This is a genomic window from Aeromonas sp. 2MA4 (assembly GCF_029237305.1).
In the GTDB taxonomy this organism is placed as follows: Bacteria; Pseudomonadota; Gammaproteobacteria; order Enterobacterales; family Aeromonadaceae; genus Aeromonas; species Aeromonas salmonicida.
On sequence record NZ_JAACFY010000009.1, the window covers coordinates 133,889 to 154,146 of the forward strand.

Genomic DNA, 20,258 nt, shown 5'->3' on the forward strand with positions numbered 1-20,258 from the left:
TTTATTGGGTGTAGGTGTTTGTTATAGCAGAGGTTTGTTGCATTTTAACGACGGGCGGCCAAGGGGCCGCCCACTTCTTCATCAGCTTGCCTTGGGCAAGGCGTGCTGATGTTGTTCCAGCCAGGCGTGCAGTTGCTGCTGCTCAGGCTGAGACAGGCGCAGCCCTAGCTTGCTGCGGCGCCACAGTATGTCTTCCATCGAATGGGCCCACTCGCGGCTCATCAGATAACGCACTTCCGACTCGTACAGACCGGCCCCAAAGTGCTGGCCGCGCTCCTCGTGCAACCAGAGGCGGGCGTGGCTGCCATAGGCCTCGGCGATGCGACGGGCGTTGCGCTCATCCAGCCAGTCGAATTCGAGCATATAGGCGCGCGCCAGCTCGGTAGTGGAGCAATCAAACTCACCACCGGGCAGACGGCTGGTGGCGGTCCAATCCTCACCCATCTGGCTGAACCAGGGCTTGAGCTTGTTGCAGGCGGCTTGGGCCAGTTTACGATAGGTGGTGAGCTTGCCGCCAAACACGGACAAGAGTGGCGCGCCGTCGGATTCACCGGAGAGCTCGAGGGTATAGTCACGGGTCACGGCCTGGGGGGAATCGGACTCGTCATCGCAGAGCGGTCGCACCCCGGCATAGGTCCAGATGACATCTTTGGGCGCTATCTGGCGGGTAAAGTGAGCGTTGACCACCTTGCACAGGTAGCTGATCTCGGCGTCGCTGATCTTGGCTTCGCGCGGGCTGCCCTTGTGCTCCACGTCCGTGGTGCCGATGAGGGAGTAATCCTGCTGATAAGGGATGACAAAGACGATGCGGTTGTCTTCGTTTTGCAGGATATAGGCCTCTTCGCGCTCATGGATACGCGGCACTATGATGTGACTGCCCTTGATTAGGCGAATGCCGCGCGGGGATTTCTCGTGCAGACTCTCGTCATAGAAGGTCTTGACCCAGGGACCGGCCGCATTGACCAGACCACGGCAGGTGACGGTAAACTGCTCGCCCCCTTCCCGCTCCAGAGTCAATGTCCAGTGCTTGGAGCCGCGCACCGCCTTGATGCAGCGGGTGCGGGTCTGTACCTCGGCCCCTTTATCACGCGCCATCATGGCGTTGAGTACCACCAGGCGGGCGTCATCGACCCAGGCATCCGAGTACTCGAAGCCTTTGTTGATACCGGCGGTCAAGCCGTCCTGGGGCAGGAAGCGCACGCCGCAACTGCCCTTGAGCTTGTCGCGCTTGGCCAGATTGTCATACAGGAAGAGACCGGCGCGGATCATCCAGGCCGGACGCAGGTGCGGGCGGTGCGGCAGACGAAAACGCATGGGGCGGGCGATATGCGGCGCCATGCCAAGCAGCACTTCCCGCTCAGCCAGGGCCTCTTTCACCAGCCGGAATTCGTAATGTTCGAGGTAACGCAAGCCGCCGTGGATCAGCTTGCTGGAGTTGGAGGAGGTGGCAGAGGCGAGATCCTGTGCCTCGAACAGGGCAACCTTCAGACCCCGACCCGCTGCATCAGCCGCAATGCCCACCCCATTGATGCCGCCGCCAACGACGACCAGATCATAATGTTCGCTCATGTTCACCTACTCTTTCTTATTTTGGGTTTGCTATGACAGCAATGTTTGATTTCGCTCATATTAGAGCATGAAAAAATGATAAACGAACATTTTATGGAGAAAATGTGATCGCGATTGTTTTGGCAATGCTAAAAATGCTGCCAGTCGGTGATCAGGACGTCAGCAAGGGGCTGGCTGGCAAAATAGCGTGCGCGAGATCGCGCTCATACCCAGGGTGGTAGTAAGCCGGAAAACAGCAGGAGGAAGAGGAAAACAGGGGAAAAAGCGGCCGCCGTCATGGCGGCCTGGTGCCAGAGAGGGGTTAACGGTGACTCAGCAGATATGGCATTCGATCTGGTGCTGGGACATGAGCCGCATCAGCTTCTCCGGTGGCTCCTGATCGGTGAACAGGGCGTGGATCTGGTTGAGATTGCCCAGATTGACCATGGCGTTGCGACCGAACTTGGTGTGGTCGGCGGCCAGAAACACCTGGCGAGAGTGGGCTATGATGGCTTGGGCAATCTTCACCTCGTGGTAGTCGAAATCGAGCAGAGAGCCGTCATTGTCGATGCCCGAGATACCGATGACACCGTAATCCATGCGGAACTGACCGATGAAATCGCGGGTCGCCTCCCCCACTATGCCGCCATCCCGGTTGCGGATCTCGCCACCGGCGATGATGACGGTGAAGTCATCCTTGGCGGTGAGAATGCTGGCGACGTTGAGGTTGTTGGTCACCACGCGCAGCTCGCGGTGATCGAGCAGGGCGCGGGCGATGGCCTCCGTGGTGGTCCCTATGTCGATGAAGAGGGAAGAGCCATCGGGAATATTGGCGGCCACTTCGCGGGCGATACGCTCTTTCTCCTTGAGCTGCATCACTTTGCGGGCACTGTAGGCGGTATTGACGGTACTCGAATGCAGGGAGGCACCGCCATGATGGCGCCGGATCTTGTTCTGTTCGGCGAGATCGTTCAGATCACGGCGAATGGTCTGGGGGCTGACGTCAAAGTGGGTCACCAGATCCTCCGTCGAGACAAAGCCCTGCCGCGTCAGGACGTCCAGTATCTCCAGATGTCGTTGGGTTTGCTTCACGCTTGAACTCCGATGATGAGACGAAAAAAGGCCCCGGCAGATGCGGGGCCTTTGGCAGTTTACCTGATCCCTTTTCGGATCGATAAGGGCAGGATCACGTTTTATGCCTTATCGGCAGCCGCCTTCTTGGCAGCGACGGCGATGTTCTCATGCTTGAGGGTCATGGCCAGCAGTATGATGGAGATCACGCAAGACGCGGTCAGCACCATGAAACCGCCATCCCAGCCGAAGTGGTCAACGGTATAGCCCAGCATGGCGTTGGCCGCCACGGCCCCCCCCAGATAACCGAACAGCCCGGTGAAGCCTGCCGCGGTACCGGCTGCCTTCTTGGGTGCCAGCTCCAGTGCATACAGACCGATCAGCATGACGGGACCATAGATCAGGAAGCCGATGGCGACCAGAGCCAGCATGTCGACGGTGGGGTTGCCCGCCGGGTTGAGCCAGTAGACCAGCACAGCCACTGTCACCAGTACCATGAAGAGGATGCCAGCCGGGGCGCGGCGGCCCTGGAACATCTTGTCAGAGATCCAGCCGCACAGCAGGGTGCCCGGAATACCGGCCCACTCGTACAGGAAATAGGCCCAGGAGGAGTTGTCGACAGTGAAATCCTTGGCCTCTTTCAGGTAGGTCGGAGCCCAGTCCAGCACACCGTAACGAATGAGGTAAACGAAGGCGTTGGCAATGGCGATGTACCACAGCAGCTTGTTGTGCAGCACGTACTTGACGAAGATCTCCTTGGCGGAAAACTCCTTCTCGTGGCTGGCGTCATAGTCCTTCGGATAGTCGTCCTTGTACTCCTCGATGGGCGGCAGACCGACCGATTGCGGGGTATCACGCATCACGAAGAAGGCGATCACCGCAATGGCGGCAGCAGCAGCAGCCGGTACATAGAAGGCACTGCGCCAGTCATTGAACCAGCCCATCCCCAGGATGAACAGCGGACCTATCATGCCGCCGCCGACGTTGTGCGCCACGTTCCAGACCGCGACCACTTCGCCACGCTCTTTCTGTGACCACCAGTGCACCATGGTGCGACCGCAGGGTGGCCAGCCCATGCCTTGTACCCAACCGTTCAGGAACAAGAGCACGAACATGATGGCGATGCTGGAAGTAGCCCAGTGCACAGTCCCCATCATGAACATGATACCGGCCGACAACAGCAGACCGGCAGAGAGGAAGTAGCGGGCGTTGGATCGGTCAGACACGTTCCCCATCAGGAACTTGGACAGACCATAGGCAATGGAAACCCCGGACAGGGCCAGGCCCAGATCACCGCGGGAGAATCCCTGTTCGATCAGGTAAGGCATCGCCAGACTGAAGTTTTTCCGTACCAGGTAGTAACCGGCATAACCAAAGAAGATCCCGAAAAACACCTGCCAACGCATGCGTTTGTAGAAGGGGTCGACCTTGTCGGCCGGAAGCCTGTCTATGTGTGGTGCAGGCCTGAAGAGACTAAGCATGTTCTGCTTCCTTATTGTTGTTGTGGGCGGTTGAGGGTGCCCTGTCCATGCTGACCAACCAGAGGAGTCCTGATTCGAAAGCGAGCCTATTGTGCTCACATGTGAACATTTAATCTGTGATGGAGGCTCAAATATTGCAGTTTTATTACAAAATAAAGCGCCGAATGAGTAAACACTCATCAGCGGCTATCCCTTGCAGGGCAAGGGATAGCGGTACCCACTAAGTGGTATAGACCTTATTGCAACTTGCTTTCCGTCACATTTTTTTAGCAATGAATGGGATCTTGTCCACAGTTCCTGCGGGGAGGGAGTGGTGAATGTCCGATTTAGGTTTATTTTCTCTCTCGTCCGATAACGAGCGCAAACGAGCATAACGTTTGCGTCAGCTCAAAAAACAAGAAAAAACGTTTTCGGATGCAGTAATGGGACTGAAAAAACAACAAAACGGAACATCAAACCTACTCTGGGTGGATATAAGGAATAAAAGTATGAGCATACAAAGACCCAATACCCTGCTTGGCGAGTGCATCGCCGAGTTTATCGGAACCGGCCTGCTGATATTTTTCGGCGTCGGTTGTGTGGCCGCCCTGGTGCTGGCCGGTGCCAACTTCGGACAATGGGAAATCTCCATTACCTGGGGTCTGGGTGTCGCCATCGCCATCTATGTGACCGGCGGTATTTCAGGTGCCCACCTGAACCCGGCCGTGACCCTGGCGCTGATGACCTTCTGCGGGTTCGAAAAGCGTAAAGTGGTGCCCTACATCATCGCTCAGGTCGCCGGTGCCTTCAGCTTCGCCGCCCTTGTCTACTTCCTCTACGGCGGCCTGTTCACCCAGTGGGAAGTGACCCACAACGTGGTACGCGGCAGCGTCGAGAGCCTCGGCTCCGCCGGCATCTTCTCCACCTACCCGAACGCCCTGCTCTCCAACATGCAAGCCTTCGCTGTCGAGCTGGTGATCACCGCCGTTCTGATGCTGGGCATCATGGCGCTGGGTGACAACAACAACGGCGCCCCCAAAGGCTTCGCCGCCGCCCTGCTGATCGGTATCCTGATCGCCGTGATCGGTGCCTCCCTCGGCCCGTTAACCGGCTTTGCCATGAACCCTGCCCGTGATTTCGGCCCCAAGCTGTTTGCCTTCCTGGCAGGCTGGGGTGACGTGGCCATGACAGGTGGTCGTGACAACCCCTACTTCTGGGTGCCCATCCTTGGCCCCATCGTCGGTGCCCAGCTTGGTACCGCCCTGTATGTGAAAGTGTTGGCTCCCTGTGTGCCTGGCAACCGTGTTGCCGCCACTGAGCAAGCTGCCCAAACCGCCAAAGAAGAGGCCGCCGCATAAGAGCGGCCCTCCCCAACGTGTAACAACGTGGAAAATAAAAACGTGGAGAACATCATGTCTGCTGAAAAAAAATATGTCGTCGCTCTGGATCAGGGTACTACCTCTTCCCGCGCCATCGTGTTTGACCAGGATGCCAATATCGTCGGCACCTCCCAGCGCGAATTCACCCAGCACTACCCGAAAGCGGGCTGGGTAGAGCACGACCCCATGGAGATCTGGGCGACCCAGTCCTCCGTCTTCACCGAAGTACTGGCCAAGACTGGCCTGCGCAGCGAAGAGATTGCCGCCATCGGCATCACCAACCAGCGTGAAACCACAGTGGTGTGGGAAAAGGCCACCGGCAAACCCATCTACAACGCCATCGTCTGGCAGTGCCGCCGTACCGCGGCCATCTGCGAAGAGCTCAAGGCCCGTGGCCTGGAAGAGTATGTGCGCGAGAACACCGGCCTGGTGCTGGATGCCTACTTCTCCGGCACCAAGGTGAAGTGGATCCTCGACAACGTCGAAGGGGCCCGCGAGAAGGCGATGAACGGCGAGCTGCTGTTCGGCACCATAGACACCTGGCTGGTGTGGAAGATGACCAACGGCGAAGTGCATGTCACCGACCCGACCAACGCCTCCCGCACCATGCTTTACAACATTCGCGACCTGAAGTGGGACGAGAAGATGCTGGACGAGCTGGGCATTCCCTTGTCCATGCTGCCAGAGGTCAAGCCCTCCTCCGAAGTGTATGGCTACACCACCCGTGGCGGCGGCTCCCGCATCCCCATCGCCGGTATTGCCGGTGACCAGCAGTCTGCCCTGTTCGGTCAGCTCTGCTTCGAAAAAGGGATGGCCAAGAACACCTACGGTACTGGCTGCTTCTTGCTGATGAACACGGGCACAGAGCCGGTTCGCTCCAGCAACGGCCTGCTGACTACCGTCGCCATCGGCCCGAAAGGGGAAGTGAACTACGCGCTGGAAGGGGCTGTCTTTATGGGCGGCGCTACCGTGCAGTGGCTGCGTGACGAGCTGAAACTCATCCACGATGCCCGCGATACCGACTACTTCGCCTCCAAGGTAGGTGACACCAATGGCGTCTATCTGGTGCCGGCCTTCGTCGGCCTGGGCGCCCCCTACTGGGATCCCTATGCTCGCGGCACCATGGTCGGCCTGACCCGTGGCGCCAACCGCAACCACATTATCCGTGCCGCGCTGGAATCCATCGCCTACCAGAGCCGTGATGTGCTGGATGCCATGCAGCAGGACTCCGGCATCAAGCTGGCCGCCCTCAAGGTAGACGGTGGCGCGGTTGCCAACGACTTCCTGATGCAGTTCCAGTCCGACATGATGCACACCCCTGTGGTGCGTCCGACCCGTATCGAGACCACCGCCATGGGTGCCGCCTTCCTGGCCGGTCTGGCCGTCGGCTTCTGGAAGAGCTCTGACGAGCTGGAAGACAAGTTCAGCGTGGATCGTGAATTCATCCCGCAGATGAGCCACGAAGAGCGCAACAAGCTCTATCACGGCTGGCAGAAAGCGGTTGAGCGTTCACGCCGCTGGGCCGAAGAGGATTAATCGGGCAACCGACATCTTTCCGAGATGAACAAACAAAGAGGCCGACAGCGATGTCGGCCTCTTCTTTGAGCTCTTTATCCACACCGGCCATTGGCAACGTATATCTACCGGCCAGTAAAATCCCTTCCCCTTGTCACGGCTGGGTGCCAGCGACGTCTTCCCCCCTGCAAAGGGGAAGCCGGGAGGGGGCGGCCCTTTCCACTCCCCCCTCACAGGGTATGGCTGCCGATCTGCTCCTTGATAAAGTCGAGCCAGACCCGCAACCGGATATCCCGCTGGGCATCGGAGTAGAAGACCGCATTGACGGGACGCGAGGCACCGCTGTTGCTGCGAGCCAGCACCTCCACCAGGGCGCCGCTTGCGCGATCCGGCCCTGTCATGAAGTCCGACAGACAGACGATCCCCTGCCCCGCCAGCGCCAGCTGACGCAGGGTCTCGCCGCTGCTGGCCCGCAGGGTCGGGGTGATGGCGAAGCGATCCCCCTGCTCGGCACTGAGCAGCGGCCAGTGGTTGAGGTGATCGGGATGCAAAAAACCCAGCAGTTCGTGGCCCGCCAGCAGATCCGCCGGTTGGCGCGGTGTGCCACGTTCGTTCAAATACGCAGGGGATGCCAGCAGCCGCAGCCGCGAACGCCCCAGCGGCAAGGCGCGCAGGGAAGAATCCGTCAGCTCGCCGATACGAATGGCCATGTCTACCCGCCGCTCCATCAGATTGATGAAACCTTCCGAGCTGTGCAGTTGCAGCTCGATGGCGGGATAGCGGCGGCGAAACTCGCCTATGATGGGCACCAGCCGGTGCAGGATAAAGGGGGTGGCCGCATCGACCCGCAATATTCCCTCCGGCTGCTCCTTGCGCATCAACAGATGCCCCTCCGCCTCGCTCATCTCGGTCAGGATATTTACCGCCCGCTGATAGAACCAGCTCCCCTCCTCCGTCAAACTGACCCGACGGGTGGTGCGATTGAGCAGCAGAGTGGCGAGCTTCTCCTCGAGCCGCTTGATGCCGCGACTCACCACAGAGTTGTCCATGCCGAGGTTCTCCGCCGCCTGGCGAAAACTGCCCGCCTCCACCACGGCCACGAACAGGGTCAGTTCATCAGAATGGGTCTTCATTGCTGTTATCCAGGCAAGAGTATTGGGCCTTTATAGGTGTAATCGCTCAGGGTTGGCAAGGTCGTCATGATCCCAAATTCTTTATTTCCACAGATAAATAACGTGATGCTCAGCTCAAACCAGACTCTCCCTTTGCCGGTACAATGCTGCCAAATCGGCATCGTATGGCGCCACCCATGACAAGGACGACCTAATGACATTCGAAAACAGGCTGGCCGCCGCCCATAGGGAACTGGCCGACAAGGGCGTGCAGATGCTCAACTACAACCCGCCACTGTTCAGAGTGTTGCGCAGACTGGGGCTGCGACTCAGACCGCCCCACCATGAGCGCTTTCTGGTCAACGTGCTCGCGATGGGATTCCCCATCGGCGCCTTCTGGGGGTTGTTGATGTGGTGCTTCGGCTGGCAAGATGAGGTGACCCCGGCATTCGCCCTGCGCCAAAGCCTGCTGTTCGGCATAGGGGTCGGTCTGCTGATGGCGATCTTCTTGCTGGTGCGCCGCAAGCAGCTCAAGCTGACCCCCTGGGATGCCTTGCCGCAGTCCACGCGCCGCACCCAGCAACGCTGGCAACCGAAATAACCACCACAATCAACAAGGACCCCTCATGACCAAAACCCATGAAAAACTGAACTATGTGGAGTTTGCGGCCAGTGATCTCGCGGCCACCAAAGCCTTCTTTCAAGCCGTATTTGGCTGGCAGTTTGTCGATTACGGTCCCGACTACTGCGCCTTTGCCGATGAGGGGCTGGATGGTGGTTTCTATAAAGCGGATCTGTGCAGCCACACGGCTCAGGGGGGTGCCCTGCTGGTGTTCTACAGCGCCGATATAGAAGCAACCCAGGCCAAGGTAAGCCAGCATGGCGGTACCATCAATCGCCCCCTGTTTGATTTCCCCGGTGGCCGCCGTTTTCACTTTGTCGAACCCAGCGGCAATGAATTTGCGGTCTGGTCCGAGCCAGCCAATGCCTGATGGCAAGGGGGCGTGCCAGCCGTCCCCTTCTCTATTTCCCCCTTATTAACCCTTCACCCATATCGGCCTCTGGCGCAGCGTCTGCTCTTTCATTGCTGCTCTTTTCTCAATAGTGTTTTGCGACTGTTGCCCTATTCCCCTCCCCTTGCGGCAGGCATACTGACCTTCGTTTTAGCAAGGAGGTTCAGATGTCATCACCCGTGATTGTGATTGCCCAACTTGAAGCCAAACCCGAATTTTCCGCCCAGTTCCGGGCCGCCCTTGAGCCGCTGATGGCGGCCACCCTGCGGGAATCTGGCTGCCAGCGCTACCAGCTGCATCAGGATAGGGACAATCCCCATAGCTGGATGCTGCACGAAGAGTGGGAGAGCGAAGCCGCGCTCAAGGCCCACCAGCAGCAAGCTCACTTCCTCGACTTTATCGCCAGGGCCGAGCCCTGGTTTGCCAACAGCAATATTCGCAATTACCGCCGACTGCCGGCCTGAGTATTCCGAGACTCGTTGACGATGGCGCTGCTAACTTGCACCGCCGCCACGGCCTTTGCACCAAGCCAACGCCTTTGCTCTGGGCAAGGGCCAAACACCCCATTTGAGGAAATTGATGATGAAAATGCCTGCCATGGGTCTGGGCACCTTTCGCCTGAAAGGTGAGCCACTGCTTGCGACCCTGAACACCGGTCTGACGCTCGGTTATCGCCATATCGATACCGCCCAGATTTACGACAACGAAAGCGAAGTGGGCGAGGTGCTGGCGACGACCTCGGTGCCCCGCTCGGATATCTACCTCACCACCAAGGTGTGGACCAGCGAGTTTGCCGAAGGCAAGCTGATCCCTAGCCTGAAAACCAGCCTTGAGAAACTGCGCACCGACTATCTGGATCTGGCGCTCATTCACTGGCCCTCCCCCAACGACGAGGTGCCGATGGCGGTCTATCTGGAGCAGCTGGTCGAAGCCAAATCCCTGGGCCTGACCCGGGAAATTGGGGTCTCCAACTTCACGGTTACCCAGCTTAAAGAAGCCATCGACATTCTGGGTCCCGGCGCCATCGCTCACCAGCAGGTAGAGATCCACCCCTTGCTGCAAAACCGCAAGGTGGTGGAATTCTGCCAGGAGCAGGGCATCGCCATCACCGCCTATATGCCGCTGGCTTACGGCAAGGTGCTGAGTGAGCCGATCTTGATGGAGATAGGCAAGTACCACAAGGTGTCGGCAGCCCAGGTGTCGCTGGCCTGGCTGCTGGCCCAGGGCATGACGGTGATCCCGAGCTCCACCAAGCGGGAGCATCAGGCCGCCAATCTGGCCGCCCTCGAGGTTTCCCTGAGCAGTGAAGAGATGGCCCAGATCGCCACCCTGGAGCGAGGTGAACGCTGCGCCGACCCGGACTTTGCACCGGCCTGGGATTAAACTCGGCCCTCACGATCTCTCCCTGCTCAAGGGAGAGTAAAGGCCCCCTTGTTAGGCGCGAGGGTCATAGGGACTCACCCATGACGACAGCGCCAGAAAGCACCAAAACGGGAGGCAAAATGCCTCCCGTTTTTTTGTTACCCTTCTTGTTGCAACCCTTACCCTGGCTAGCCGCCAGCCATGCCCCCCCCCCCCAGCTTTCCTCTCCGCCTTTCCCCTCTTTCCTCAAGACTTCTTTTCTCAAACCCTCTTTATCTCGCCTTCGCGCTCCCAGCCTGCCGTCATCTCTGATCGAACGGGGCACAGCAGAGCCGCCTATTGATGCTGATTTGGCAAAAGTAATTTGATGTCACCGTCATTTTTGCCAACAAATCGCTACCGCATACTGGCCCCCTTCTCCCGTCGGGAGTCCCTATCCAAGGAGTTTGTATGCCACTGGCATTATTTGCCCTCACCCTGAGTGCCTTTGCGATCGGCACCACCGAATTCGTGATCGTGGGGCTCATTCCCACCATTGCAGAACAACTCAATGTCTCGCTCCCCTCGGCAGGGCTGCTGGTCAGCCTCTATGCCATGGGGGTGGCCATAGGCGCCCCGCTGCTGACGGCGCTCACCGGCAAGTTGCCGCGCAAGTGGCTATTGGTTGGCTTGATGGCGCTCTTTACCGCAGGCAACCTGCTGGCCTGGCAGGCACCGGGTTACGAGAGCCTGATCGTTGCCCGCATCCTGACCGGTCTGGCCCACGGGGTCTTCTTCTCGGTGGGGAGCACCATAGCCACCGGCCTTGTGGCCAAAGAGAAGGCGGCCAGCGCCATCGCCATCATGTTCAGCGGCCTGACAGTGGCGCTGGTGACCGGCGTGCCGCTCGGCACCTGGATTGGTCAGGTGTTTGGCTGGCGTGAAACCTTTCTGGTAGTGAGCCTGCTCGGGGTCATCGCCATGGTGGGCAGCCTGCTGCTGATCCCGAACAACCTGCCCAAGGGGGCAGCCTCGACCATCCGCGAACAGCTCGCCGTACTGACCAAGAAACAGCTGCTGCTGGTGTATGCCAAGACAGCCCTGGGTTACGGCGGCGCCTTCACCGCCTTTACTTTCCTCGCCCCCATCTTGCAGCAGGTGAGCGGCTTTGGTGCCGGTGCCGTGAGCCTTATCCTGCTGGTGTACGGTGTCTCTGTGGCCTTTGGCAATATCTGGGGTGGCAAGCTGGCAGACCGACTGGGCCCCCTGCCCGCCCTGAAACTGCTGTTCGGCGGTCTGGCGCTGGTGTTGCTCACTCTCACCTTCACTGCGCCACACCCTGTGCTGGCGGTGCTGACCGTGCTGGTGTGGGGCGCCTTTGCCTTTGGCAACGTGCCAGGCCTGCAGGTACTGGTGGTGCAACAGGCCGAGCGCCATACCCCCAATGCGGTGGATGTGGCATCGGGCCTCAACATCGCCGCCTTCAACGTCGGCATAGCGCTGGGATCCGTGGTGGGCGGCCTGGTGGTGGAACACCTGGGCCTGATGCACACCCCCTGGATTGGCGCCCTTATCGTGCTGCTGGCCTATGGGCTGACCCATGTCAGCGAGCGCCGCGAAGCCAGACTGGCGCTGGCACTCTAAACCCTTGTGCAGACAAAAGGCCGACACTGGGTGTCGGCCTTTTCCATATCCAAAAAAGCTATTGCGGACTCAAGACTCCTTGAGATCCTCGTCAGCGGCCCAGCGGGCCTCCAGCCAGAGCAGGTTGACCAAGCCGCACAGCAGGGCAAACCCCAGCCCCAATATCCAGGTGAAATACCACATAGTCGAGATGTCCCTTTAGTTGAGTTAGTAGAGGCTATGGCCGTGCTGGCGCACCTGCTGGGTGCTCACCTTGCCCCGCACCACCCGGTAGACCCAGAGGGTGTAGCCGATATTGATGGGCATCAGCACGGCGACTATCCCCAGCATGATGAAAAGGGTGCGCTCGCTGGAGGTGCCATCCCACAGGGTCAGACTGCTCGACGGATCCAGCGACGAGGGCAGTACGAAGGGGAACAAGGCGATGGCGATGGTCAGCATCATGGTGGCGCAGGCACCGCCGCTGGCAAGGATGGCCAGCCGCGCCCGGCCAAAACTGCTTGCCAGCGTGCTCACCATTGGCAGCAAGAGGCCGAGGACCGGCACACTCCAGAGCCAGGGGTACGACAGGAAGTTGGTGAACCAACCCGCCGGCGCCAGCCCCACCTGCTTCATCAGCGGCGTGAGGGCACCATTAAGATCACCTATCTCATTTATCTGGTAACCCGCCATCTGGCTGAGCCAGACGCCGCCGAGGGCAAACAGGCCACTGGCAAGGGGGCCGAGCCAGAGGCTCTGACGGGCGCAGCGCTCGGCGATAACCCCTTGCGTCTTGCACTGCAAGAAGCTGGCACCGTGCAGCATCAGCAGGGCCAGTGCCGTGCCCATGCAGGTCAACAGCAAGGGCCAGTGAAACTCAAAGGCACCGTAGTGGATGCGCAGGGCGGCGTCGAAGCGAAACGGCAAGCCTTGCAGCAGAAAACCGAGCGTCGCACCAAACACCAGGGTCGGCAGCAGGGCCCCCGTCACCAGGGCTCTGTCCCACCAGCGTCGCCAGCGGGGTGAAGCCAGCTTGCTGCGATAGTCAAAGCCGACCGGGCGCAGAAAAAGCCCAAACAGCAGGAACATGAAGGGCACGTAGAGCGCCGAGAAGGCGGCGGCATAGACCAGGGGCCAGGCGGCAAACAGGGCGCCTGCACCGGCAATCAGCCACACCTGATTGCCCTCCCACACAGGGCCCACACTGTTGAGCAGTACCCGCCGCTCATCGTCTGTTTTGCCGACCAGGGGCAACAGCAGGCCAACCCCCAGGTCAAAGCCATCCATCACCACGAAGCCAATGAGCATGAAGAGCACCAGCCCCCACCAGACCAATTTCAGGGTTTCGTAATCCATCAGGCAGGACTCCCGCTTTGCAACACTTCACCTTGATAACGACCCGTCTGCAGGCTGGCAGGCCCTTTGCAGATCACATGACGCAACAAGAACAGCTCCACCAACAGCAGGCTGGTGTAGATGAGACAGATGGCGATGAGACTGAACCAGAGCTGGCCCGGCTGCAGCAAGGAGACGGAGGCAGACACCGGCAGCACGTCGCTGATGGTCCAGGGCTGGCGGCCGAACTCGGCCACGAACCAGCCCGCCTCTATGGCAATCCAGGGCAGGGGTATGCTCCAGAACAGTACTTTGAGCAGGCGCGGCGACTGCACCAGTCTGCCACGACACAGTTGCAGGAAAGAGGCGGCAAACAGCACCAGCAGCACTATGCCTATCCCCACCATCAGCCTGAAGCTCCAGAACAGTGGCGCCACTTGCGGGATTGAGTCCGCCACGGCCCTGGCAATGGCCCCTTCATCTGCCTTGCCGATCTCCCTGGCATAGGGGGTGAGCAGCAGGCCGTAACCGAGATCATGACGGTAACGCTCGAAGGTGGCCTGCGCGGCTGCGTTGCTGCCATCTGCCCTCAGCGCTTCCAGCGCATCATGAGCCAGCATGCCGCTGCGGATCCGCGCCTCGTGCTGCACCTTGAGATCCTTGATGCCGGTCACCACCTCATCGAGGGAGCGGGTGGCTATGATGCCCATCAGGTAGGGGATTTTGACGGCGGCATGGGTGGTCTCGGCATCCTGATCGGGCCAGCCGAACAGGGTGAAGGCGGCCGGGGCTGGCTCTGTCTCCCACTCCGCCTCGATGGCGGCGAGCTTGACCTTCTGCGCCTCCCCCGAGGTATAGCCCGACTCGTCACCCAGTATGATGACCGAGAGGATGGCGGCCAGACCAAAGCCCGAAGCGATGGCGAAGGATCGCAGGGCGAAGCGTACTTCCATCCGGCGCAACAGATACCAGCTGCTGATCCCCATCACGAACAGGGACGCCGCCACATAACCCGCCGCCACCGTATGCACGAACTTGACCTGAGCCACAGGGTTGAACAGCACGGCGGCGATATCCACCAGCTCCATGCGCATTGTGACGGGGTTGAACTCGGCGCCCACCGGGTTCTGCATCCAGCCGTTGGCAATGAGGATCCAGAGCGCGGAGAGGTTGGAGCCGAGCGCCACCAGCATGGTCACCATCAGGTGTTGACCGCGGGAGAGCTTGTCCCAGCCGAAAAAGAAGAGGCCGACCAAAGTGGATTCCAGGAAGAAGGCCATCAGCCCCTCCACCGCCAGCGGGGTACCGAAGATGTCCCCCACATACTGGGAGTAGTAAGCCCAGTTGGTGCCGAACTGGAACTCCAGGGTGATCCCCGTAGTCACTCCCATCACGAAGTTGATACCAAACAGCTTGCCCCAGAAGCGGGTGATGTCCTTGTAGATCACCTTGCCGGTCATCACGTAGGCCGACTCGGCGATCACCAGGATCCAGGACAGCCCCAGAGTGAGGGGCACAAACAGAAAATGGAACATCGCCGTCGCACCGAACTGTATTCGGGACAGGCTGACCACATCATCCAGGCTTATCATGCATGACTCTCTATGTTGCATTTAACAGACAGGTTCTCGTCCGTTAAGTACACCATGGGTCATGACACCTATAACAGATGCAGTTATAGTGAATTACACCTATAACAGTTTGGGTACCCCATGTCCCTCTACGGCCAGCTGGCAGATCAGTTGCAACAACAGATAGCGAGCGGCGTCTGGCAAGCGGGGGAGCGCATTCCTTCCATCCGCCAGAGCTGCAAGATCCACCATCTGAGCCCCATGACGGTGCTGCAGGCCTATCAGCTGCTGGAAAGCCGCGGTCTCATACTGGCGCGGCCCCAGTCCGGCTATTACGTCAAAGCCGCCCCCTCCCCGCTGCGAGCCAGCGCACAGCAGCAAGCGCACTACACAGGCTCGGTGGACATCAACGATCTGGTATTCGAGGTGCTGCAGGCGAGCAAGTCGCGGGAACTGGTACCCCTTGGCATGTCGGTGGCCGATCCGACCCTGTTCCCCCATCCCCAGCTCGGGCGCGCACTGGCGAGCTGCATGCGCAAACTCGATCCCTTCAGCACGGTAGCCGATTTGCCTCCCGGCAACGAGGCGCTGCGCCGCGCCATCGCCCAGCGCTACGCCAGTGATGGCCTGGCGGTGAGCCCGCAGGAGATCATCATCACAACCGGGGCCATGGAGGCGCTATCCCTCAGCTTGCAGGTACTGACAGAGCCGGGGGACTGGGTGGTGGTGGAATCCCCCACTTTCTATGGCGCCCTGCAGGCCATAGAGCGGCTGAAACTCAATGCGGTGGAGATCCCGGTGATCCCGGGGGTGGGCATAGATCTCGCCCTGCTGTCAGAAGCGCTGGCCCAGCGCCCCATCAAGGCGTGCTGGCTGATGGGCAATGTGCAGCACCCCTTGGGCCACACAATGCCAGACGGCCACAAGCAGGCGCTGATGCAGTTGCTGAGCCAGCATGAGGTGCCACTGGTGGAGGACGACGTCTACGCCGATCTCTACTTTGGCCGTGAACGGCCCAAACCGCTCAAGTGCTGGGATGTGCGGGGCGACAGCCTGCTGTGCAGCTCGTTTTCAAAGTGCCTGGCGCCAGGTTTTCGGGTCGGCTGGGTGGTGGCGGGGCCCCATGCCGAGCGCATTCAGCGGCTGCAACTGATGTCGACCCTGTCGACCAATGTGCCAAGCCAGCTGGCACTGGCCGAGATGTTGCGCCAGGGCGGGGTAGATGCCCACTTTCGCCGTCTGCGCCACACCCTGGCCCAGCGCCAGCAACAGATGCGGGCCGCCCTGCTGCGCCTCTTTCCGGATGAAGTGCGCATCAGCGCCCCCGATGGCGGCTATTTCCTCTGGTTGGAATTTGACACCCGTCTCGACAGTCGGGCACTGCACGCCCGGGCGCTCACCTGCGGCTTTTCACTGGCGCCCGGCGCGCTCTTCTCCAGTCAGGGGCAGTACAACCACTGCCTGCGCCTCAACAGCTCCCATCCCTGGAGCCCTCAGCTGGAAACCGCCCTCGCCCAGCTGGCTGAACTTATTCACCAGCAGCTCGCTCCCCATCTGGATGCCGGAAACAACAAGGCCCCATGACAGGGGCGTTATTGACAATCTTGTGCTGCGAAGATGCCTCGCACATTGCCTGCCAGATGACACTATCTGGCATAAATTTCAGACTGTCGTTTAAAGCCAAGGGACTCGTAAAGCGACTTGGCTCTCTCATTGAATGACATGACTTCCAACCTGATCTGACAAGCATCGCGGGCCTTGGCCCAACTGTCACAATGGGCGATAAGCTCCTTGCCAATGCCTCGGCCTCTGTGTTTTTCATCCACCACCACAGAGCTGATGTGACAGATGGGCAACTTGGTGAGAAAGGGGATGGCTTCATTGATGTCGATTCTTGCGCTCAGAAACCCCAACACCTGCTCATTATCCACCGCAACACAAAACAGGCGGCCTTCGTTTCTGATGGCATTGAGCAGAAAATCTCGCTCCTCGACAGAGGGTGCACAAAACACCTCCGGCACATGCTCAAAGTGCATCAAGCCTATTTGCCGATTCAGTTCGACAATGGCGTCAATATCGCTCTCTGCTGCCCTGCGTATTTCCAATGGATGCTCCTTGCATGGCTTGCTGTTGACAAAGTGATCCCCACTTTAGCCTGCGGGGAACGGCTTATCATAGGGGGAGTCACCGACAACAAAAAGGGTCAATCGTATCCGATTGCAGTTTGATGGCAGCAAGATGCACACACAACAACGCCCCATGACAGGGGCGTTATCGGCTATCGATGGTATTGATCCCTGTCAGGCGGGAGCGCTCAGCTGGGCTACCTGCCGCTCTATGCTGCTCTTGAGGTTGTCATCGAGCTTGAGCGCACGGGCCAGCTCGTCGAGATAACCGCGCTCCATAAAGTGATCCGTCTCGATGGCGAGCAGGGAGGCAAGGTACACCTCGGTGGCCAGCTCCATGTCGGTCACCTCACGCGCCAGTGCATGGGGGTCGAGGGGGCGGGCAAGCTCGGTGTCAATCCAGCGCGCCGTATCACTTTGACCCTGCTCGGTCAGGTACTGCTGGATCTTCTCGCGCTCGGCACTGTCGATATGACCGTCGGCCCGGGCGGCCGCCACCATGGCGCGAACCAGCAAGGCTGCACGGGCATCCAGCGCATTACCCTGCAGAGTATCGAGGGGCTGGGTCGGTTGCGCCGGGCTCGACTGCTGGGCCTGCCAATCCTGATAAAGCTTGTAGGCCAGCCCGCCGAGGGCCGCTGCACCGCCCACCGCCGCCACCTTGCCGCCATATTTGCGGATCTTCTTGTTGCCGAGCAGCAAGGCCATGGCACCGGCAGCCAAGCCGCCCTGCGCCATGCCCTTCATCTGCGCCTTGCGGCTGTCGCCGCCTTCGTTGAGCCAACCTTTGCCAGCGCCCAACAACTGATCCAGCATTTGTTTCATCATGACTCCTCGCAATTGACCCCCCATGCTTGCGCCGAGTTTATGAACCAAGAGTGAATACGCGCCCAATATCACGCCGGGCGCTGTGCATCTTGTCGCCATTCGCGGTATACCTGACATAAATGCTGGTCAGCTTCTCAGGCCCGCCATGGCGCCAATGAACCAACCGGCACCGCGACTATGTCAAGACAAGGAGAGAGCATGACCCCACCCCGCGAGCTGACCCTGCAGTTTCTGGCAGAACCCGCCGACGTGAACTTCGGCGGCAAGGTGCACGGCGGCATGGTGATGAAGTGGATCGATCAGGCCGGTTACGCCTGCGCCGCCGGCTGGTGCAGCGGCTATGCGGTCACCGTCTACGTGGGGGGGATCCGCTTCCTGCGGCCCATCCAGATAGGCCAGCTTGTGGAAGTACACGCCCAGGTGATCCACACAGGCACCACCAGCATGCACCTGGCGGTGGATGTCTACAGTCGCCATCCAGCGGACCGGCAGCGCCACAAGACCACCCACTGCATCATCATCTTCGTCGCCATGGACGAGACGGGCACACCGACCAGGGTACCCCAGTGGCAACCTGTCTCGGCCGCCGATCTGAGCTTGCAGCAATACGCCAAAAAACTGATGGCCCTGCGCGAGGAGATAGACAAGGAGATGCGTCAGCACCTCTGAGCCCTTCATCGCCCGTGATACAGGGCCGGTCCCTATCCGGGTGCGGCTCTGTATAATGGCGCTTTTCCCATTACGGAGTCTGTCATGTCATTGGAAAATGCCCCGCCCGAGGTCAAGCTGGCGGTGGATCTTATCGAGCTGCTGGAAACCAACCGGATCGATCCCGCGCTGGCGCTGGCAGCGCTGGCCATCGTATCCGAGGACTATCAACGCAAGCTCAAGGAAGGCAAGGATCACTAAACGCGGCAGCGCTGCCGCCTCACCCCGCACAGGAGGCAAGATGACAGATCCCATCCGTTTCGAAAGTGGCCGCCCCATGCTGTTTGGCGGCCTGCGTCGCCAGCATGCATTCGCGCACGCCGACTTCGGCGGTCAGTGGCGCGATTTCAGCGCCCTGGGCCCGCTGCCGGGCCAGCTGGGGGAGCATGCCTATGGCGTCATCTGCGGCGTAACTGCCACGGAATGCGAATATATGTGTGCGGTGGAAGTCGCCGCGCTGGAGGTACTGCCCAAGACGCTGGGGCGGATGCGCATCCAGCCCCAGACCTATGCCGTCTTTTTGCATCAGGGTCATGTCTCGACCATGCCAAACACCTGGCAGCAGGCACTGGACTGGCTGGCGCAATCGGATTACCAGTCTGCCCACCAGCCCGACTTCGAGCGCTATGGCGCCGAATATGACCCCCACTCCGGCAGCGGCGAAGTGGAACTCTGGCTCGCCGTTGTGCCGCGCCAGGCCATGGCCTGAAGCTGGCCCCTCAACAGCGCGCCCGACCCATTCAGGCTGGCCCCATCACCTGGTCGCACAGGGCGATCAGGGCCTCGCTGAGGCGGGCCAGGGGTTCGCCCCGCTCCGCCCCCAGGTGCAGGGCCAACTCGACCGGATTGATCCTGGGCCAGTGCGAAAGGGCTACCTGATCCGGTTGCAGCAGGCGTGTTGGCAGCAGACTGACCCCGATCCCGGCGCTCACCGCACCCTGCAAGCTGGCGAGGCTGGCGCTGACATAGGCGATTCGCCAGCGCCGCCCCTGCCCATCGAGCGCATCCGTGATCTGGCGTCGATAGAGCCCTTCACTTGGGAACACCACCAGCGGCAGGGGATCGCGATCACAGGCAGGCCAGTCGCGGCTGTCGACCCAGGCCAGGGGTTCACGCCAGCTGGCGAGTGGTGCTCCTCGCCCCCGGCCCTGCTTGACCAGCGCCAGATCCAGCTCACCGGCCTCGAAGCGCTGCCAAATCCCGTGGCTGAGGCCACTTTGTACCTCCAGCCGCACCTGTGGATATTGGCGGGCAAATGCGGCCAGCACGGGGGCAATGGCGCCGGCGGCGAAATCCTCCGGCACCCCCAGGCTCAATTGCAGGCTCGCTTCTGTCACCTGTGCCTCGGCTTCTGCCAGCAGCGCCAGAATGCGGCGGGCCAGCCCCAACAGCTTTTCACCTTCCGCCGTGGTCACCACCTGACGACCACTTCTGTCCAGCAGCGGGCAGCCGAGCTGCTGCTCGAGGCGCCGTATCTGCTGGCTGATGGTGGACTGGGTCAGGTGTACCCGCTCACCGGCACGGGTGAAGCTGCCCGTGTCTATGATGGCAACGAAGCTGCGCAGCAACAGGGGATCCAGCATGGCATTCTCCATTTACAAAATTACTGGATGTCATTCTATCATTTA

At 60.1% G+C, this 20,258-nt stretch carries 21 protein-coding genes; 11 read left to right on the forward strand and 10 right to left on the reverse strand.

The features are described 5' to 3' along the window. Window positions 1-81: 81 nt before the first annotated feature. From glpD to glpT, 3 genes are all read right to left on the reverse strand, one after another. The gene (glpD, locus tag GWQ31_RS11510; RefSeq protein WP_219615456.1) at window positions 82-1,569 is read right to left on the reverse strand and encodes a glycerol-3-phosphate dehydrogenase; all 1,488 of its coding nucleotides are present in this window, start codon (window positions 1,567-1,569) and stop codon (window positions 82-84) included. Between the two features lie 312 nt (window positions 1,570-1,881). Further along, on the reverse strand, window positions 1,882-2,640 hold the full coding sequence (locus GWQ31_RS11515) for a DeoR/GlpR family transcriptional regulator (protein ID WP_005310067.1): 759 nt from the start codon (window positions 2,638-2,640) through the stop codon (window positions 1,882-1,884). 101 nt (window positions 2,641-2,741) lie between these two features. Then, window positions 2,742-4,100 carry a glycerol-3-phosphate transporter gene (gene glpT, locus GWQ31_RS11520; RefSeq protein ID WP_017411957.1) on the reverse strand — a complete coding sequence of 453 codons (1,359 nt, stop codon included), beginning with the start codon at window positions 4,098-4,100 and terminating at the stop codon, window positions 2,742-2,744. 488 nt (window positions 4,101-4,588) lie between these two features. Here glpT and GWQ31_RS11525 point away from each other — a divergent pair, with 488 nt between their 5' ends. After that, entirely contained in the window at window positions 4,589-5,437 is an 849-nt protein-coding gene (locus tag GWQ31_RS11525) for an MIP/aquaporin family protein (protein ID WP_275909398.1), read from the forward strand. A 54-nt stretch (window positions 5,438-5,491) separates the two neighbouring features. Beyond that, complete coding sequence (gene glpK / locus GWQ31_RS11530) at window positions 5,492-6,994, forward strand: glycerol kinase GlpK (RefSeq protein ID WP_005310059.1); 1,503 nt, start codon at window positions 5,492-5,494, stop codon at window positions 6,992-6,994. 209 nt (window positions 6,995-7,203) lie between these two features. On the opposite strand, the gene GWQ31_RS11535 is transcribed toward glpK, so the two are convergent. Next, window positions 7,204-8,106, reverse strand: a complete 903-nt coding sequence (locus GWQ31_RS11535; protein WP_005310056.1) for a LysR substrate-binding domain-containing protein — start codon at window positions 8,104-8,106, stop codon at window positions 7,204-7,206. Between the two features lie 193 nt (window positions 8,107-8,299). On the opposite strand from GWQ31_RS11535, the gene GWQ31_RS11540 reads away from it, so the two are divergent. From GWQ31_RS11540 to GWQ31_RS11560, 5 genes are all read left to right on the forward strand, one after another. Next, window positions 8,300-8,686 (forward strand): DUF6404 family protein, encoded by a 387-nt coding sequence (locus tag GWQ31_RS11540; protein WP_265421590.1) that lies wholly within the window; start codon window positions 8,300-8,302, stop codon window positions 8,684-8,686. Between the two features lie 25 nt (window positions 8,687-8,711). Continuing rightward, window positions 8,712-9,077: a VOC family protein gene (locus tag GWQ31_RS11545; protein ID WP_265421591.1), complete on the forward strand. Its 366-nt coding sequence runs from the start codon at window positions 8,712-8,714 to the stop codon at window positions 9,075-9,077. A 188-nt stretch (window positions 9,078-9,265) separates the two neighbouring features. Then, window positions 9,266-9,562 (forward strand): putative quinol monooxygenase, encoded by a 297-nt coding sequence (locus GWQ31_RS11550; RefSeq protein WP_275909399.1) that lies wholly within the window; start codon window positions 9,266-9,268, stop codon window positions 9,560-9,562. A 115-nt stretch (window positions 9,563-9,677) separates the two neighbouring features. Further along, window positions 9,678-10,481, forward strand: a complete 804-nt coding sequence (gene dkgB, locus GWQ31_RS11555; protein ID WP_275909400.1) for a 2,5-didehydrogluconate reductase DkgB — start codon at window positions 9,678-9,680, stop codon at window positions 10,479-10,481. A 429-nt stretch (window positions 10,482-10,910) separates the two neighbouring features. Continuing rightward, window positions 10,911-12,083 (forward strand): MFS transporter, encoded by a 1,173-nt coding sequence (locus tag GWQ31_RS11560; RefSeq protein ID WP_275909401.1) that lies wholly within the window; start codon window positions 10,911-10,913, stop codon window positions 12,081-12,083. Between the two features lie 69 nt (window positions 12,084-12,152). On the opposite strand, the gene cydX is transcribed toward GWQ31_RS11560, so the two are convergent. Genes cydX through GWQ31_RS11575 form a run of 3 tightly spaced genes read right to left on the reverse strand, consistent with a single transcriptional unit; the run spans window position 12,153 to window position 14,989 of the window. After that, a complete protein-coding gene (cydX, locus tag GWQ31_RS11565; RefSeq protein WP_005310033.1) occupies window positions 12,153-12,266 on the reverse strand; it encodes a cytochrome bd-I oxidase subunit CydX in 114 nt (37 codons plus the stop codon). 24 nt (window positions 12,267-12,290) lie between these two features. Continuing rightward, window positions 12,291-13,418, reverse strand: a complete 1,128-nt coding sequence (gene cydB, locus GWQ31_RS11570; protein ID WP_111588631.1) for a cytochrome d ubiquinol oxidase subunit II — start codon at window positions 13,416-13,418, stop codon at window positions 12,291-12,293. Then, on the reverse strand, window positions 13,418-14,989 hold the full coding sequence (locus tag GWQ31_RS11575) for a cytochrome ubiquinol oxidase subunit I (RefSeq protein ID WP_275909402.1): 1,572 nt from the start codon (window positions 14,987-14,989) through the stop codon (window positions 13,418-13,420). Before GWQ31_RS11575 ends, cydB begins: the two co-directional genes overlap by 1 nt. Before the next feature lie 120 nt (window positions 14,990-15,109). Here GWQ31_RS11575 and GWQ31_RS11580 point away from each other — a divergent pair, with 120 nt between their 5' ends. Then, a complete protein-coding gene (locus GWQ31_RS11580; protein ID WP_275909403.1) occupies window positions 15,110-16,552 on the forward strand; it encodes a PLP-dependent aminotransferase family protein in 1,443 nt (480 codons plus the stop codon). 62 nt (window positions 16,553-16,614) lie between these two features. On the opposite strand, the gene GWQ31_RS11585 is transcribed toward GWQ31_RS11580, so the two are convergent. Next, entirely contained in the window at window positions 16,615-17,073 is a 459-nt protein-coding gene (locus GWQ31_RS11585; protein ID WP_111588628.1) for a GNAT family N-acetyltransferase, read from the reverse strand. A 195-nt stretch (window positions 17,074-17,268) separates the two neighbouring features. After that, window positions 17,269-17,919 (reverse strand): tellurite resistance TerB family protein, encoded by a 651-nt coding sequence (locus GWQ31_RS11590; RefSeq protein ID WP_159166027.1) that lies wholly within the window; start codon window positions 17,917-17,919, stop codon window positions 17,269-17,271. Window positions 17,920-18,120: 201 nt separating this feature from the next. Between GWQ31_RS11590 and GWQ31_RS11595 the strand changes: the two genes are divergently transcribed. From GWQ31_RS11595 to GWQ31_RS11605, 3 genes are all read left to right on the forward strand, one after another. Next, window positions 18,121-18,591 (forward strand): acyl-CoA thioesterase, encoded by a 471-nt coding sequence (locus tag GWQ31_RS11595; RefSeq protein ID WP_021141144.1) that lies wholly within the window; start codon window positions 18,121-18,123, stop codon window positions 18,589-18,591. 84 nt (window positions 18,592-18,675) lie between these two features. Then, window positions 18,676-18,831 carry a pleiotropic regulatory protein RsmS gene (gene rsmS / locus GWQ31_RS11600; protein ID WP_005310018.1) on the forward strand — a complete coding sequence of 52 codons (156 nt, stop codon included), beginning with the start codon at window positions 18,676-18,678 and terminating at the stop codon, window positions 18,829-18,831. A gap of 40 nt (window positions 18,832-18,871) precedes the next feature. Next, window positions 18,872-19,339 carry a GyrI-like domain-containing protein gene (locus GWQ31_RS11605; RefSeq protein ID WP_275909404.1) on the forward strand — a complete coding sequence of 156 codons (468 nt, stop codon included), beginning with the start codon at window positions 18,872-18,874 and terminating at the stop codon, window positions 19,337-19,339. Between the two features lie 31 nt (window positions 19,340-19,370). Here the strand turns inward: GWQ31_RS11605 and GWQ31_RS11610 are convergent, their stop codons facing one another. Continuing rightward, complete coding sequence (locus GWQ31_RS11610; RefSeq protein ID WP_005310011.1) at window positions 19,371-20,213, reverse strand: LysR family transcriptional regulator; 843 nt, start codon at window positions 20,211-20,213, stop codon at window positions 19,371-19,373. Between the last annotated feature and the right edge of the window lie 45 nt (window positions 20,214-20,258).

Coding starts and splice junctions, on each gene's coding strand:
- GWQ31_RS11610 (WP_005310011.1), bottom strand. CDS start 20,213: ATGCTGGATCCCCTGTTGCTGCGCAGCTTCGTTGCCATCATAGACACG.
- cydB (WP_111588631.1), bottom strand. CDS start 13,418: ATGGATTACGAAACCCTGAAATTGGTCTGGTGGGGGCTGGTGCTCTTC.
- GWQ31_RS11560 (WP_275909401.1), top strand. CDS start 10,911: ATGCCACTGGCATTATTTGCCCTCACCCTGAGTGCCTTTGCGATCGGC.
- GWQ31_RS11525 (WP_275909398.1), top strand. CDS start 4,589: ATGAGCATACAAAGACCCAATACCCTGCTTGGCGAGTGCATCGCCGAG.
- dkgB (WP_275909400.1), top strand. CDS start 9,678: ATGATGAAAATGCCTGCCATGGGTCTGGGCACCTTTCGCCTGAAAGGT.
- GWQ31_RS11580 (WP_275909403.1), top strand. CDS start 15,110: ATGTCCCTCTACGGCCAGCTGGCAGATCAGTTGCAACAACAGATAGCG.
- glpD (WP_219615456.1), bottom strand. CDS start 1,569: ATGAGCGAACATTATGATCTGGTCGTCGTTGGCGGCGGCATCAATGGG.
- GWQ31_RS11545 (WP_265421591.1), top strand. CDS start 8,712: ATGACCAAAACCCATGAAAAACTGAACTATGTGGAGTTTGCGGCCAGT.
- rsmS (WP_005310018.1), top strand. CDS start 18,676: ATGTCATTGGAAAATGCCCCGCCCGAGGTCAAGCTGGCGGTGGATCTT.
- GWQ31_RS11550 (WP_275909399.1), top strand. CDS start 9,266: ATGTCATCACCCGTGATTGTGATTGCCCAACTTGAAGCCAAACCCGAA.
- glpK (WP_005310059.1), top strand. CDS start 5,492: ATGTCTGCTGAAAAAAAATATGTCGTCGCTCTGGATCAGGGTACTACC.
- GWQ31_RS11575 (WP_275909402.1), bottom strand. CDS start 14,989: ATGATAAGCCTGGATGATGTGGTCAGCCTGTCCCGAATACAGTTCGGT.
- GWQ31_RS11590 (WP_159166027.1), bottom strand. CDS start 17,919: ATGAAACAAATGCTGGATCAGTTGTTGGGCGCTGGCAAAGGTTGGCTC.
- GWQ31_RS11595 (WP_021141144.1), top strand. CDS start 18,121: ATGACCCCACCCCGCGAGCTGACCCTGCAGTTTCTGGCAGAACCCGCC.
- cydX (WP_005310033.1), bottom strand. CDS start 12,266: ATGTGGTATTTCACCTGGATATTGGGGCTGGGGTTTGCCCTGCTGTGC.
- GWQ31_RS11535 (WP_005310056.1), bottom strand. CDS start 8,106: ATGAAGACCCATTCTGATGAACTGACCCTGTTCGTGGCCGTGGTGGAG.
- GWQ31_RS11540 (WP_265421590.1), top strand. CDS start 8,300: ATGACATTCGAAAACAGGCTGGCCGCCGCCCATAGGGAACTGGCCGAC.
- GWQ31_RS11605 (WP_275909404.1), top strand. CDS start 18,872: ATGACAGATCCCATCCGTTTCGAAAGTGGCCGCCCCATGCTGTTTGGC.
- glpT (WP_017411957.1), bottom strand. CDS start 4,100: ATGCTTAGTCTCTTCAGGCCTGCACCACACATAGACAGGCTTCCGGCC.